This is a genomic window from Enterococcus sp. 12F9_DIV0723 (assembly GCF_002174375.1).
GTDB lineage: Bacteria > Bacillota > Bacilli > Lactobacillales > Enterococcaceae > Enterococcus_A > Enterococcus_A gilvus.
In genome coordinates this window covers 2,401,725-2,417,310 of sequence record NZ_NIBK01000001.1, presented here as the reverse complement: position 1 = coordinate 2,417,310, position 15,586 = coordinate 2,401,725, and the positions used below count along the sequence as shown (strand labels likewise).

The following is a 15,586-nucleotide window of genomic DNA, read 5'->3' as shown; positions in this document are numbered from 1 at the left end:
AGGGCATAAGAAACTTTTGTTGCAAAGGTGTTGACAACTGTTCGGTACCGAACTATAATAGCAAACGAATTAAAGTTCGGTACCGAACTTTTAGCAAAAGGAAAAGAGGAATATTCGGATGAGTGAATTTACGAAAGAGTTGATGCGGCAACTGCGTTTTATCAGTTCTGCCAGCAACGCGTTTATGAGTCAAAGACAAAAATTAAATGGTCAGCAGCGTGTTCTCGCGATTTTGGCAAGAGAAGATGGCTTGATTCAAAGTCAGCTAGCTGAGATCCTAGATATTCGACCAAGTTCGTTGGCTGAATTAATGAAGAAAATGGAAAAGAGCGGCGACGTCTCACGAAAGGAAGAAGCGCACGACAAACGAATCAAACGTGTTTTTCTCACTGAAAAAGGAAAACAAAAGGCACAGTCCTTCAATCATGCCGGTGAAGACAGAAGCGATGTCTTTTTTGCAGGATTGACGAAAGAAGAGCAAGAGCAATTTAGTGACTACCTGCAAAAAATCTCTGCTGGCTGGCAGGATGAATTCCAAAAGCAGGCGGGACGCTTCGTTGATCCCATGGATCGTTTGCGTCAGATGCAAGCCATGCGAGATCAGTTTGCTGAAAACTGGCAAGAAGATTGGCAAAACCTTTCACGAGAGGAGCAGCATCGAATGAGGCATCAAATGCAGCGTGAGATGAGAAATGCCTCTAGGGATTTTTCTCGTAACTTTAAGCAAGATTTCCGCCATGATTTTTGGAGCAATCGAGATTGCTTTGATAAAAAAGAGAAGACAAAAAGAACAGAAGATACAGAATGGGAAGATTTTTAAAAAGCAGGTCACTGCTTTGAACAAGGAGGAACAAGTATGGATCGGGATATGAGTATGGCGGAAAAGCAGCCAAAAACGAAAAGTACCTATAAATTAAAGGATTTTATTCGCTTGATTACAAGTGTCAATCCGAAGAAAGCATTATTTGCTCTAGGATTGTTTTTAAGTTTGCTAACAAGTGGTGCGAGCTTGATCGTACCACAATTGACGAAAGGCTTAATAGACACGAGTAAATTAGCGAAGATCGATAAAACGATGCTGATCGTATTAGTTTTAGCGTTTGCGGCACAATTAGCATTTGGAGCAATCGGGAGCTTCTTGTTGCGCTACGTAGGAGAGAGTGCGGTCAAAACATTACGGGAAAAATTATGGAGCCATTTGTTGCAAATGCCGGTGGGCTACTATGACGACCACAAATCAGGAGAAAGCAGTTCTCGATTAGTGAACGATACGACAGTGATCAAGGATTTGGTGGCTACGCAATTTCCAAACTTTATTACCGGTGCGATCCAGCTTGTTGGGTCCATGATCATCCTATTCATCATGGATTGGAAAATGGCAGCGATGATGTTTCTAGCGGTTCCGATCATGGCATTGATCATGATGCCGATTGGTCGGATCATGTCACGCTTAGGGCGTCAGCTGCAATCTGCCACAGCGGATTTTAATGCCGAGGCCAGTGAAAAATTGTCTGAGATCCGCCTGATCAAAGCCAGCAACGGTGAAACGTTTGAAAAGAACAGCGGGCGTTCGTTTATCGAGAAGATTTTTAGTCTGGGCATTAAGGATGCCAAAGTTGAAGCTGTCTTGCAGCCGATCATCACGACGGTCATGCTAGGCTTGTTCGTAGGTATCCTAGGATATGGAGCGGTTCGTGTCCAAGCAGGGACATTGACCAGCGGACAATTAGTGGCCTTTCTCTTGTATCTATTTAATATCATGATGCCCGCGGCCAGCTTTGCGATGTTTTTCTCACAAGTCCAAAAAGCAATGGGAGCGACGGAACGGATCGAGCAGATCCTGAAAACAGAGCTAGAACCTATTGAAAGAGGAAAAGAAGTTGACGTTGCAGGAAAGACGATCAAAGCAGAAAATCTTTCTTTCCATTATGTAGCAGATCGTCCGATTTTGAAAAATGTCTCCTTTGAGGCGAAGCCAAACACGGTGATCGCGTTTGCCGGACCAAGCGGCGGTGGAAAATCTACGATCTTTGCGTTGCTGGAACGGTTTTATCAGCCAACAGAAGGTGCGATCCAGATAGGCGAGGAAACAATCGATGACCTCAGCCTAGCAAATTGGCGCTCGCAAATCGGGTATGTTTCACAGGACAGTGCGGTGTTCGCCGGAAGTATTCGTGAAAACCTCCAATACGGGTTGAATCGGACATTGACGGAAGAAGAATTGTGGCATGGCTTGGAATTGGCTTACGCAGATCAATTTGTTCGCGAATTTCCAGAACAATTGGAAACAGAGCTTGGAGAGCGCGGCGTGAAATTATCGGGTGGTCAAAAACAACGAATCGCCATTGCGCGTGCATTTTTGCGAGACCCTAAAATCTTGATGTTGGATGAAGCGACAGCCAGCTTGGACTCACAGTCTGAGGAAAAAGTGCAGCGTGCGCTAGATCAATTGATGGAAGGCCGGACCACTTTGGTGATTGCTCACCGTCTATCAACAATCGTAGATGCGGATCACATTTACTTCATCGAAAAAGGAGAAGTGACGGGTCACGGCACTCACAGCGAGCTGATCAAGACACATCCGCTCTATGCACAATATGTACAAGAACAAGTTGTGAATTAACAAAAGAAAAGAAAATCGCCCCAAAACTTTTCATCTGTAAAGTTTTGGGGCGATTTTCTTTTTATTTGTAATCTGGCATTGCTTCTTCGTAAGCGGTGATGGCCTCTTCATATTGCAGCGTGATACTGATATCATCCAGCCCTTTGACTAATTTATCCTTCCATGTTGGATCAATCGGAAACGCATAGTTGGCCTCAGCAGTTTGGATTTCCTGCTTTGGCAAATCAATCGTGATTTCCTCGTCAGCAGGAAGCTGGCTTAGACGATCACGAACCTCTTGGTCTACACGAATCGGCAACAGCCCATTTTTTAATGCATTCATATAGAAAATATCACTATAACTGCCGGCGATCACTGCTTTGAAGCCATAATCTTGAATCGCCCAAGCAGCATGTTCACGGGAAGATCCAGAGCCGAAATTTTCACCAGAGATCAAGATCGAAGCGTTTTTCCGTTCTGGTGCATTCAAAATAAATTCAGGGTTCGGTGAGCCATCTTCTAAAAAGCGCCATTCATCAAAAAGATGCTTCCCAAAACCCGCTTTGTCGACCTGTTTTAAAAAGCCTTTTGGGATGATTTGATCGGTATCAATATTGTCGTTCATGAGTGGGACCGTTTTTCCAGTATAGATCGTAAATTTTTCCATTAGATGACCTCCTTGCGACTATCGACGAAGTTTCCATGAATGGCGGCTAGGGCAGCCATCACGGGGCTGCATAGGTGAGTCCGCGCGTCTTTTCCTTGGCGTCCTTGGAAATTCCGATTAGAAGTTGAGGCACAATGGACACCAGAAGGAACGCGGTCGGGATTCATACCCAAGCACATCGAGCAGCCGGGCTCGCGCCATTCAAAACCAGCTTCGATAAATACTTTGTCTAAGCCAATTTGTTCGGCCGCTTTGCGAACGGGACGCGAACCAGGAACCACGATCGCAGTGACGTTGTCGTGGACTTTTTTTCCTTTAACGATTTTTGCCGCCTCTTGCAAATCAGACAATCGTCCGTTGGTACACGAGCCGATGAAAACATACCCCACAGGAATATCTGCTGGTGTTTGTCCTGGCTTTAGATCCATATAGTCGTACGCTTTTTGCAGATCAGGAGAGGTGACCGCTGGGAAGGACCCATCAAAAGGGACGCCCATTTCAGGATTGGTCCCCCAAGTGACGAATGGCACCAATTCATTGACCTCTAGAGTAAGCAGCTTGTCGTATGTTGCGTCATCATCGGTGTACAATTCCTTCCAGTCTTGGATCGCCGCATCCATGTTGGCAGGGGCGTATTCACGACCCACAACATAATCAAACGTTTTATCATCTGGAGCGATCAAACCGATTTTAGCACCGCCTTCGATGGCCATGTTGCAGATCGTCATACGCTCTTCCATGGAGAGGTTCTCGATCGTTTCTCCATAAAACTCCGCCCCGTATCCCACACCAAAGTCCGTACCATATTTGGCGATCAGTGCCAAAATAATATCTTTCGCATAAACACCTTTTGGCAATTTTCCGGTGATTTTGATCCCCATATTTTTTGGTTTGTTTTGCCACAATGTCTGAGTAGCAAAAACGTGTTCCACTTCGCTCGTACCAATTCCGAAAGCGAGTGCGCCGAAAGCACCATGTGTCGCAGTGTGTGAATCGCCGCAAACGATGGTTTTTCCAGGCTGTGTCAGTCCAGTTTCAGGACCTACCATATGGACGATTCCTTGACGCTCACTGCCATTGTCGCAAAGCTGCACGTCAAACTCCTGACAATTTTCCTTGAGTGTATCGATTTGTTTTTTGGCAATCAGATCCGTGAAATTAAAAATATCCACAGTCGGAGTGTTGTGATCCATCGTAGCGAAAGTCCGCTCTGGATGTCTAAGCGTCCGCCCCGCCTCACGAATTCCCGCAAAGGCTTGAGGGGAGGTGACTTCGTGAATCAAATGCAGATCAATGTAAAGTAATTGCGGGGCACCTTCTTCACCGTAAACGACATGTCGATCCCAAAGTTTATCAAATAGCGTTTTTCCCATAGTTTTTGCTCCTTCTCCATAAAAATAGTTCGTTGTTAAGTACTGCTAATACCATGAATCAGTATCAAGTTGATCATTGAACCTTCGCCAGTTCTTGGATCACGGCGTCCGTAAATGACGTCGTGGTTGCTTGTCCACCCAGATCATGAGTAAAGATTCCCTTTGATAAAACTGTATCGCAAGCTTTTTCAATAGCTTGCGCGGCTTGTTCTTCTTGAAAAGATTGACGCAGCATCATCGCGACAGACAGGATCATTGAGATCGGATTTGCGATTCCTTTTCCTGCAATGTCTGGTGCCGAACCATGGATTGGTTCGTAAAGCGATGGACCGCCGTCACTGTGGCTCGCACTTGGCAAGACACCTAATGATCCAGGCAACACCGAGGCTTCATCGCTTAAGATATCCCCAAAAAGATTTTCAGTCACGATCACATCAAATGATTTAGGGTTTTGGATCAATTTCATCGCTGCTGAATCCACGTACTGATGCTCTAGTTGACAATCTGGATATTCTTTAGCAACTTCTTCTGCTGTCGCCCGCCACAATTTACTCGAGGCAAGGACATTCGCTTTGTCTACAGACGTCACTTTTTTGCCACGCCCTTGAGCAATTTTGAACGCAGAGTGAAGGATTCGCTCAATCTCATTTTTTTGATAACGGGCAGTATCGTAGGCCATCGAGTCTGTTAGTTCTCGCGGCTCCCCAAAGTAGATCCCGCTGCTGAGCTCTCGAACAATGATCAAATCAGTGCCTTCAAGAATCTCAGGCTTTAAAGGAGAAAGATGTACTAGCGCAGAAGAAACTGCAACAGGACGAATATTTGCGAACAAATTCAATGATTTTCTTAAAGCCAATAATCCTTTTTCAGGTGTATCTTGCGCCTTTTCCCACTTAGGTCCGCCTATCGCTCCTAGAAGGATCGCGTCAGCCGACTGACAAGCCTCTAGCGTTTTTTCAGGCAGAGAAGCCCCCGCCGCGTCGATCCCCGCGCCTCCGAAAGGCATTTCTTTAAGCTCAAAGGTGTGTTGACACATCTTCTCAACTGCGGATAATACGTGTAATCCACTTTCCATGATTTCTGGTCCAATTCCATCACCAGCTAAAACAACGATATTACAATTCATGTGCATGCTCCTATCTTGTACGTACATATTTTTTTATTTTCTCTATCTTCAAGTCAATCAAGTATTGACGGGGGAGGAAACAAGAAGTTCTCTGTTTTCAACACTCGAAAAAAGGAAGGCTTATTTCCCGTTTTGCTCTAAGTGATTGCTCGCTTGAACGTAGGCTTTCGCAGAGGCATGTAAAACATCAAAATCGACACCGATTCCGCGAAACTCATTGTTCGAGTGCTCATCTTTAAGTGTGACACGTACTTCAGCTTGGGCGTCTTCTCCGCCAGTCAGCGCCTGGATTTCATACTCTGTCAATTCTGGACTTTGTTGGAACAATTCGTCAATTGCATTGTAGATGGCTTGGATGCTGCCGGAGCCGATGCGGGAAGCGACTTTTATTTCTTTGTCTTCATCGATAATTGAGACGATCGCTCCTTGATACCCATTCGAACTGTATTGGACTTGGACATCCGCTAATTTATAGTTCTCTGTTTCTTCTCGGTATTGATCAGCAAGCAGCGCGACCAAATCTTTGTCTGTGATTTGTTTCTTTTTATCGGCCAGCGATTTAAAACGCTTGAACGCTTCCTTGCTGTCAGCGTCAGTCAATTGATAGCCTAATTCCTCTAATTTCGCGTTAAACGCATGACGTCCAGATAATTTTCCAAGAGGAAGAGAATTTTGATTGACACCTACCATGGTCGGCGTAATGATCTCGTAAGTCTCAGGATTTTTTAATACTCCGTCTTGATGGATACCGGATTCGTGCGCATAGGCGTTATCACCGACGATTGCTTTGTTTTTAGGAACAGGAATGCCGGAAAGCCGAGAAACCAATTCGCTTGTCCGTTTCGTTTCATTTAATACAATGTTTGTGTCACACTGGTAAAAATCTTTGCGAATCGCTAACGCCAGTGCGACTTCTTCTAAGGCAGTATTTCCTGCACGCTCACCGATACCGTTCACGGCTCCTTCTACGCGATTTGCGCCATTCTCGATTGCTGCCAAGGCGTTTGCTGTAGCCATTCCCAAGTCATCGTGACAATGGGAAGAAAACGTGATTTCCTTTTCACTGCGGATGTTTTCGATCAATGATTTGAAGATTTCTCCGTATTCAGTCGGATTTGAATAGCCGACAGTGTCCGGTACATTGATGATCGTCGCTCCGGCATCGATGGCTGCTTGTACAGCTTCTAACAAAAAGTCCTTGTTTGTACGAGAGGCATCTTCAGGTGAAAACTGCACTTTCTCAAACAAACTACGTGCGTAACTGACATGTTCTTTAATAGAAGAAAGAACGTCTTCTTTACTCATTTTCAATTTGTACTTCATATGAACATCGCTTGTGGCTAAAAAGACATGGATTTGCGGATCAACGGCATCTTTTAATGCTTCGTATGCACGATCAATGTCTTTCTTCTGACAACGTGCCAATCCAGTGACAGTCATTTTGGTGACTTGACGGGCGATACTTTGGACGGCTTCGAAATCTCCTTGTGAAGCGATAGGAAAGCCTGCCTCGATGACATCAATGCCCCATTTTTCTAATTGTAGTGCGATCTGAACTTTCTCTTTAGTATTAAAATTTACTCCCGGGGTTTGTTCACCATCTCTTAATGTGGTATCGAAAAATTGAACTTTTCTCATTTTTACTCCTCCTTCATTTTAAAAACGGGTATAAAAAAAGCACTCCATCGGAAAAGAACCACTTTCTTCTCCGATGCAATGCGAATAGGGACTTCATGAAATAATTTTCAGAAAGTCCCAGCTATAATAATAAAGTTGCGTTGAAAGACTTCGTTGATTTACTCATAGCAACCACCCGTTTAGTGTCAGAATTTTTTTAAAATTGTTGTAATCATCGTATAAAAAAACAGAAGCATTGTCAACCGTATTATGAAAAAAAGATGAGAATATTTTTTAATAAATGTCGCTCGTTATGAAATGATCCTGCATGAAGGAATTCTTTCCCTCTTTTATAGGAAAGTTTCTTCCTATGTAAAGAACGTCATTATCTACCATGGCTGTGTCAATAAAATGAAAGAGAACTAAAAATTAAGCTTCAAATTTTAATATATAAAAAAATTTTAAGGTTAATTGCTGATTCTACAAGTTTTCTAAGGATATTTTTAAAATACGACAAATAAAATTAAAGCAAAACTATTGCTTTATTAAAAACAAATGATTAAACTACTCTTTATATTCAGAACTTCGTAATTATTCTGAAAATTGAATCAAAAGGGGAAAAAGATATGAGGAACAAATTAGCTTATGGTATTATCGCGGTTTGCGGACTCGCTTTGGCGGGGTGTTATGGAGGAGGGGGCGCTTCAACTGATGAGAGCAGTTCAAGTGCGAAGGCAAAAGACAACGGAACATTCAATTTAGTGGTCCAACAAGAAATGCCGACAGCCGACTTATCTGTAGCCACAGATACAATCAGTTTTACTGCATTAAACAATGTATATGAAGGAATTTATCGTTTAGACAAAGACAACAAGCCGCAGCCAGCAGGAGCGAGTGAAAAAGTCAAAGTCAGCGACGACGGAAAAACATATACCGTAAAATTAAGAGAAGATGCAAAATGGTCCAATGGTGATCCCGTAACAGCTAAAGATTATGTCTTTGGATGGCAACGTACAGTGAAACCAGAGACAGCCTCAGAATATGCGTACCTTTTTGAACCTGTAGAAAATGCTGCTGACATTTCAGCTGGTAAAAAATCTCCAGACGAGTTAGGGATCAAAGCAGTGAATGATCACGAATTAGAAATCAAATTATCAAAACCTACACCGTACTTTGATTACTTATTAGCATTCCCATCGTTCTTCCCACAAAATCAAAAAGTGGTTGAAGCAAACGGTAAAGAATATGCGACTAAGAGTGATAAAGCCGTGTACAACGGTCCATTTACATTGGAAGGTTTTGACGGTCCCGGAACAGATACCGAATGGGAATACAAGAAAAATGACACTTATTGGGATAAAGACGAAGTCAAATTATCCAAAGTTAAAGTCAACGTAGTAAAAGAATCTTCAACATCATTGAACCTATTTAAAGATGGCGAAGCAGACGACGTGATTCTTTCTGGTGAATTGGCACAACAAAATGCAAATGACCCAGCATACAAATCATTTAAAGAAGCGCGTACCAGCTACCTTGAATTTAACCAAAGAAAAGAAGATTCACCATTTAGAAATGAAAACTTACGTAAAGCAATCTCATACGCGATCAACCGTAAATCTTTGGTTAATCAAGTATTGGGTGATGGCTCTGTAGTATCAACTGGATTGGTACCTTCTGGCATGTCTAACAATCCTAAAGGGGATGAAGACTTTGCTAAAGAAGCAGGGGATCTAGCTCCTTACGATAAAGAAAAAGCCAAAGAATATTGGGATAAAGCGAAGAAAGAATTGAAAATCGATTCTCTTTCATTCGAATTGATGGCTTCTGATACAGATTCATCGAAGAAAGTTATTGAATATATGCAAAGTGCATTAGAAGAAGCACTGCCTGGAGTTAAAGTGAAACCAACACCAGTTCCTTTCTCTGTTCGTTTAGACCGTTCGAACGCTGGGGACTTTGATGTTCTACTTGGCGGATGGGGCGCTGACTATGCAGACCCTTCAAGCTTTACTGACTTGTTTGTCACAGGCAATTCTTACAACCGTGGTCGTTGGAGCAATAAAGAGTACGACAAAGCAGTTGAAGAATCAGGAAACAAAGATGCTAGTGATGAAGAAGCACGTTGGGACGATTTGCAAAAAGCAAATGAGATCATCTCGAAAGAATCTGGAGTCGCACCGCTTTACCAATTATCTGAAGCACATTTGATCAACGAGAAAGTCAAAGGGATCGTACATCATCCTGCCGGCGCTTCTTGGGATTACAAATGGACATACGTGGAAGAATAATTCGACAAATGAAAAGAAGTTGGAACGAGTCTCGTTCCAACTTCCTTTTAAATCATGGTTAACAGTGCACAAATGATTGATGCGGCAATAGGTATTGCTGCAATGATCAACCAAAAAGAATACCGCCCTTGTCCAACACGCGAGAGGGGCTGGAATTCTGATTTTTTCTTTTGTTTTCTGCTGAAGGCCTGATGCATCGAATGCTGAAAGTGATCGAAGAAGCCTGAAGAAAAAATCCAATACAGGATACCAATGATCAAAAAGGGCAATCCGATCAAAAAAAATCGGTTTGATAAAGTGAGTAGGGAAAGTGACTGACGTGCGGCTGAATAAATCGCAACGATCACTAACAAACTACCGCCTATGCCAATGGGAAATAATTTATTTTTCATACATACACTCCAATAAAATGAATTAAGGATTCATGCTGGTTAGTTGAACAGCTATCCGCAACATATTCCTACTCTAAACTATAACAAAAGTAGAAGTCAAAATTTACGAGCGGATCAAAACACATTTTGTCGAACAATTCTAAGCGATTCGTTTCTCCTTATGCAGCAGTAGCAGTATGAGCAGAAGAGGGACGCATCGCACGATATCAGATTTTTTTTCAATGGGAAAAAGAATTAATTATAGAACTAGGAGGCACCTCATGGGCAGTTATTTAAAATATTTTTTAAAGCGTGTCTTTTTCATGTTGATCACACTATGGTTGATTGCGACCATCACATTCTTCTTGATGCAATTACTACCAGGGACACCTTATACCAATCAAGAACGTTTAAGTCCTGAGACAGTTGCAATGTTGAACAGACAAGTAGGTCTGGATAAGCCAGTCATCGTACAATATGGCATTTATCTATCAAACCTTGTACAAGGAAATTTCGGAATTTCTTTCCAATTTAAAAATCAAGCCGTTGCTACCTTATTAGCAGGACGAATTGGACCGTCATTGCAATTAGGGTTGCAGGCAATCGTCTTCGGAACATTCGTGGGGATCGTGTTAGGTACGATCTCTGCCATGAAGCAGAATTCATGGGCGGATACAGCATCTACCTTAGTAGCGATACTAGGGCGCTCGATTCCAAACTTTGTTTTTGCAGTATTATTGCAATATATTTTCGCGATGAAATTGCGTATTTTGCCAATTGCGAAATGGGAAGGTTTTGCTTACACCATTTTGCCAACATTGGCTTTGGCAATGTCTCCACTAGCCGATTCCGCACGGTTCATACGAACTGAAATGGTGGAAGTACTCCATAGCGACTACGTTGAACTGGCACGGGCAAAAGGCTTGAGCCGTTGGGAGATCGCCTTTAGACATGGACTGCGGAATAGTTTGATCCCGTTGATGACATTACTTGGACCACTAGCGGTTGCTTTGATGACTGGGTCGCTTGTTGTAGAGAACATCTTTGCGATTCCCGGTATCGGAGAACAATTCGTAAAATCAATCATGACCAATGACTATCCAACGATCATGGCAGTAACGATTCTTTATTCATTCATGCTGGTTTTCGTTATTCTAGTCGTCGATCTACTTTACGGATTAGTTGATCCTCGTATCCGTCTATCCGAAGGGAGCAAAAGCTAATGGAAATAAAATATCCTTCAGTTGTTGATATTCCAGCAGATGAATTTCAACCCTTACAAAAAAATACGGAAGAGGAGCGCGAGGAGATCGCAGCCCCTTCCCTAAATTTCCTACAAGACTCATGGCGCCGATTAAAGAAAAATAAAGCGGCAGTCATTTCAATGGTCGTACTTGCAGTAATCATCTTTATCTCGATCATTACGATTTTTGTATCACCGCAAGACCCAAGCAAACAAAATGTCGATTACATCAACTTGCCTCCTCGTGTCCCTGGTTTGAACATCAATGGATTAAACGGGAAAACGATGGTTGCAGGGGAGTTAGTAGATAAATACGCACAAGCAGATGTTCCTGGAAATGTAAATTATCTATTAGGAACAGATGGTCTGGGCCGTGACGTTTTGAGCCGTCTCTTCATGGGAACGCGTATTTCCTTATTGATCGCCTTTATCGCAGCGCTATTTGATATAACGATTGGTGTGGCATACGGATTGATTTCTGGCATGCTTGGAGGCAGAGTCGATAATGTAATGCAACGTTTCTTAGAGATCCTTTCTGGAATTCCCAATCTGGTAGTTATGATTCTGATGCTAGTTGTCTTTGAACCAGGTATTTTTTCAATCGTTGCAGCGATGGCTATCACGAACTGGATACCCATGGCACGGATCGTCCGAGCCCAGACACTCAAGCTAAAAGATCAAGAATACGTGTTAGCTGGGATGACTCTGGGTGAATCAAAATGGAAAATTGCCTTTAAACACATCATTCCGAATATTTCGAGTGTCATCATTATTCAAATGATGTTTAGTATTCCAACAGCGATTTTCTTCGAAGCGTTCTTGAGTTTCATCGGATTAGGATTAACACCGCCATCCGCATCATTAGGTACGTTATTAAACGACGGATACAAAACGTTCTTGTACTTACCATACTTACTATGGATTCCAGCAGTGACGATCTCATTGATCATGATTTGTTTCAATCTATTGGCTGATGGTCTACGCGACGCATTTGATCCGAAAATGAAAGAGTGACGATTTATGGAAAAAATATTAGAAGTAAATAATTTAAATATTTCATTCGATACCTATGCTGGGAAAGTCAAAGCGATACGTGGAGTGGATTTTGATCTGAATAAAGGGGAAACATTAGCGATCGTTGGGGAATCTGGTAGCGGTAAATCAGTGACCACGCGAACGATTATGCGCCTGCTTTCCGGGAACGCGAACATTGATGAAGGACAGATTTTGTTCAAAGGACAAAATATCGTAGATAAATCAGAGAAAGAAATGCAAAAGATTCGCGGACGAGAAATCGCGATGATTTTCCAAGATCCAATGACATCACTTGACCCAACCATGACGATTGGAAAGCAAGTAGCGGAGTCTCTAAGAAAGCATAAAAAAATCTCAAAAAAAGAAGGGTTGAAAGCTGCCCTTGATTTACTAAATCTAGTTGGGATTCCAGATGCCGAAAAACGATTAAAAAATTACCCGCATCAATTTTCTGGTGGTCAACGCCAACGGATCGTTATTGCCATTGCTTTGATCTGTAATCCTGAGATCCTGATTGCTGACGAACCGACGACCGCGTTGGACGTTACGATCCAAGCGCAAATTTTAGAGCTGCTAAAAGAGATTCAAGAGAAAATCGAAACATCGATCATTTTTATCACCCATGACCTCGGTGTCGTTGCTAACGTGGCCGATCGAGTAGCCGTCATGTATGCAGGGAAAATCGTAGAAGTAGGAACGGCGGAAGAAATTTTTTACAATCCGCAACACCCGTATACTTGGGGACTGCTTGGATCAATGCCAACCTTAGAGAGTGAAAATGATCGCCTTTATGCAATTCCAGGATCTCCTCCAGATTTATTAGATCCGCCAAAAGGAGATGCCTTCTATCCCCGTAACGAATTTGCTTTAAAAATCGATGCGGAAATGGAGCCGCCTTTCTTTGAGATTTCTGAAACTCACAAGGCAGCAACGTGGTTATTGGCACCTCAAGCACCAACAGTAACACCTCCGGCTGAGATTCAACGACGTTGGGATATTTTTCGTAAAAAGCAAAACCAATATTCCGCTTAAGTGTAGCGATAAAAACGGAGGATAAAAATGGAAAAACGATTATTAGAAGTAAATAATTTGAAACAATATTTTAACACGGGCACTAAAAATGAAGTCCGTGCCGTCAATGATGTGAGCTTTTACATCAATGAGGGAGAGACGTTCGGATTGGTAGGGGAGTCTGGTAGTGGAAAATCTACTACAGGACGGACGATTATTCGACTAAATCAAAAAACGGACGGAGAAATCCTTTTTGATGGCAAGGATGTATCGAAAATTCATGGAAAGGCAGAGCTGACAAAATTTCGTCGCGATGTCCAAATGATTTTTCAAGACCCATATGCGTCGCTAAATCCGCGGATGAAGGTCAAAGATATCATCGCGGAAGGCATTGATGTGAACGGACTTGCTAAAACTCCGAAAGACCGAGACAAGATCGTCAATGATTTGCTTGAGACGGTTGGGTTGAACCCCAGTCATGGGACTCGCTATCCACATGAATTCTCAGGCGGGCAACGTCAGCGTATCGGGATAGCACGAGCATTGGCAGTACGTCCACGCTTCATTATCTGTGATGAACCAATATCGGCTTTGGATGTATCGATCCAGGCACAGGTAGTAAATCTGTTGCAAGACTTGCAAAATGAGCACAACTTGACCTACTTGTTCATTGCCCATGACCTCTCAATGGTGAAGCACATCAGTGATCGTATCGGCGTGATGAATAATGGCCATTTGTTAGAAGTCGGCAGCAGTGACGAAATCTATCACTATGGCGTTCATCCTTATACGGAAAGTTTGCTTTCTGCGATTCCGATGCCTGATCCCGATCACGAACGTCAACGTCGTCGAATCAAATATCAAACGGAACCTCACGACGGCAAAGCGCGTTCATTGCGTGAGATTGCGCCAGGTCATTTTATTTATTCTTCTGAAGACGAAGTGGCCTATTATAAAAAGAAATTGCAGCATTTAAAAAATGAAAAAGCCTTGGCAGTTTAAAAGTGCCCAATGAAAAGGAGCCAAAACAGACATTTATCTGTTTTGGCTCCTTTTGTGATGAGAGAGAAATTTAGGTTAAACGCGTAGCCGTCTTCTTAATAGGATGCTTCCTGCGAATAAAGTCATAATCATTCCTATGAGGGTGAAAATGACAGGCTGTTTTTCCCCCGTCTTAGGGTATTCTTTCTGCCCATTTGCCTCGGTAAGGAGTCTGTTCTCAGTAGTGTTTGAATTGTTTTGAGGAGCAGCATCCTTTAACACAATTGGATTCGCAGGTGTCTCCATGGTTTGAATCAACGGAACAGGCTTTGGTCCATTATCGATAGGTCCATTTCCTTCTTGCGAGGAATATAACCAATGGACAAGTCCTGAGAATAATCCATTGGCGTAACTTAATTTGTCTTCAGCACCACTAAGATGATCCAAAATATGAAGCATTTCTTCATTTGTGAAAGAACGTAAAGGCACAAAGCCTTCCTTGTTCGAATAAAGAATCCTCAGATAGGCTTGCAGCTGATCAATGTTTTGCGCTAGCTCAGCAGTGGTAGTGTAGTTGTTAGGATTGAAAGCCAAAGCCTGTTCGACCTTGTTCCAACTTACCGCATGGTCTTTATAAACCATACGTAAAACGTGAACGTAGCTTCCTAAATCCATGCCTGTAAGGTCAAAGTTATAACGGTTGAAAAGTTTGAAGGCATTTGTGAGCTCTTCGTCCGAATATCCTTTAAGTTCATTCTGAGTTATCCCATAATCTGATCCGGTTAAGTTCTCACGAATTTTCTCTGCTGTCCATTCTTTGTTCAACTTTTCTTCTAAATCAGAAGGGGATTCTACCGCCTTTTCTATGACCGTTGCACTAGCTTGTGGGACTACAGCACTAGTCGCCTTTTCTATTTTATCCGAAACGGCAGGTTCCTCAGCGTGTCGTTTTTCTACAACGGTTGTTTCAGTTGTTAGATGATCAATTGTTTCTTCATTTACTGCATGTTCACTGCTGCTGATAGTAGCTTCAATTTTGCTAGTGGAACGTTCAACTGTTTTTTCTGTAGAAGCGGCAGGATTCTCCTTAGGGTCAACGGAAAGAACAGGATCTGTTTCTGATTCCTCAGAAAGGGAAGCGCTATCAATAAATTGTTCTTGATTAGAGTTTACGGTTTTTTCAGAGAGACTTTCGGAAGTATCAGCAAATGCGACCATTGGGAAATTCAGAACCAACAAACTAAAAACAACCATTTTTTTCACACGAATCAC

13 protein-coding genes are annotated in these 15,586 nt (G+C 42.6%); 7 read left to right on the top strand and 6 right to left on the bottom strand.

Features of this window, described 5'->3' with window-relative positions:
- Nucleotides 1-118: 118 nt before the first annotated feature.
- Nucleotides 119-820 (top strand): MarR family winged helix-turn-helix transcriptional regulator, encoded by a 702-nt coding sequence (locus tag A5868_RS11430; RefSeq protein WP_086303424.1) that lies wholly within the window; start codon nt 119-121, stop codon nt 818-820.
- A gap of 36 nt (nt 821-856) precedes the next feature.
- Nucleotides 857-2,623, top strand: coding sequence for an ABC transporter ATP-binding protein (locus tag A5868_RS11425; RefSeq protein ID WP_086303425.1), 1,767 nt, complete (start codon nt 857-859; stop codon nt 2,621-2,623).
- 61 nt (nt 2,624-2,684) lie between these two features.
- On the opposite strand, the gene leuD is transcribed toward A5868_RS11425, so the two are convergent.
- The 4 genes from leuD to A5868_RS11405 form a co-directional block, all read right to left on the bottom strand.
- Nucleotides 2,685-3,269 carry a 3-isopropylmalate dehydratase small subunit gene (gene leuD, locus A5868_RS11420; RefSeq protein WP_086303426.1) on the bottom strand — a complete coding sequence of 195 codons (585 nt, stop codon included), beginning with the start codon at nt 3,267-3,269 and terminating at the stop codon, nt 2,685-2,687.
- Nucleotides 3,269-4,642: a 3-isopropylmalate dehydratase large subunit gene (gene leuC, locus A5868_RS11415; protein WP_086303427.1), complete on the bottom strand. Its 1,374-nt coding sequence runs from the start codon at nt 4,640-4,642 to the stop codon at nt 3,269-3,271. Before leuC ends, leuD begins: the two co-directional genes overlap by 1 nt.
- A gap of 73 nt (nt 4,643-4,715) precedes the next feature.
- Nucleotides 4,716-5,768: a 3-isopropylmalate dehydrogenase gene (gene leuB / locus A5868_RS11410; protein WP_086303428.1), complete on the bottom strand. Its 1,053-nt coding sequence runs from the start codon at nt 5,766-5,768 to the stop codon at nt 4,716-4,718.
- 120 nt (nt 5,769-5,888) lie between these two features.
- On the bottom strand, nt 5,889-7,406 hold the full coding sequence (locus A5868_RS11405) for a 2-isopropylmalate synthase (protein WP_010780009.1): 1,518 nt from the start codon (nt 7,404-7,406) through the stop codon (nt 5,889-5,891).
- A gap of 605 nt (nt 7,407-8,011) precedes the next feature.
- Between A5868_RS11405 and A5868_RS11400 the strand changes: the two genes are divergently transcribed.
- Entirely contained in the window at nt 8,012-9,673 is a 1,662-nt protein-coding gene (locus A5868_RS11400) for a peptide ABC transporter substrate-binding protein (RefSeq protein WP_010780010.1), read from the top strand.
- Between the two features lie 47 nt (nt 9,674-9,720).
- On the opposite strand, the gene A5868_RS11395 is transcribed toward A5868_RS11400, so the two are convergent.
- The gene (locus A5868_RS11395) at nt 9,721-10,065 is read right to left on the bottom strand and encodes a DUF3899 domain-containing protein (protein ID WP_086303429.1); all 345 of its coding nucleotides are present in this window, start codon (nt 10,063-10,065) and stop codon (nt 9,721-9,723) included.
- Between the two features lie 260 nt (nt 10,066-10,325).
- On the opposite strand from A5868_RS11395, the gene opp3b reads away from it, so the two are divergent.
- From opp3b to A5868_RS11375, 4 genes are read left to right on the top strand one after another with little or no spacing between them, the layout of a single operon-like run.
- Complete coding sequence (opp3b, locus tag A5868_RS11390) at nt 10,326-11,267, top strand: oligopeptide ABC transporter permease (RefSeq protein WP_010780012.1); 942 nt, start codon at nt 10,326-10,328, stop codon at nt 11,265-11,267.
- Complete coding sequence (gene opp3C / locus A5868_RS11385; RefSeq protein WP_010780013.1) at nt 11,267-12,301, top strand: oligopeptide ABC transporter permease; 1,035 nt, start codon at nt 11,267-11,269, stop codon at nt 12,299-12,301. Before opp3b ends, opp3C begins: the two co-directional genes overlap by 1 nt.
- 6 nt (nt 12,302-12,307) lie before the next feature.
- Complete coding sequence (locus A5868_RS11380) at nt 12,308-13,354, top strand: ABC transporter ATP-binding protein (RefSeq protein WP_010780014.1); 1,047 nt, start codon at nt 12,308-12,310, stop codon at nt 13,352-13,354.
- A 27-nt stretch (nt 13,355-13,381) separates the two neighbouring features.
- A complete protein-coding gene (locus tag A5868_RS11375; protein ID WP_010780015.1) occupies nt 13,382-14,335 on the top strand; it encodes an ABC transporter ATP-binding protein in 954 nt (317 codons plus the stop codon).
- Nucleotides 14,336-14,410: 75 nt separating this feature from the next.
- Here A5868_RS11375 and A5868_RS11370 read toward each other — a convergent pair whose 3' ends face one another.
- Nucleotides 14,411-15,568, bottom strand: coding sequence for an LPXTG cell wall anchor domain-containing protein (locus tag A5868_RS11370; RefSeq protein ID WP_254908320.1), 1,158 nt, complete (start codon nt 15,566-15,568; stop codon nt 14,411-14,413).
- Between the last annotated feature and the right edge of the window lie 18 nt (nt 15,569-15,586).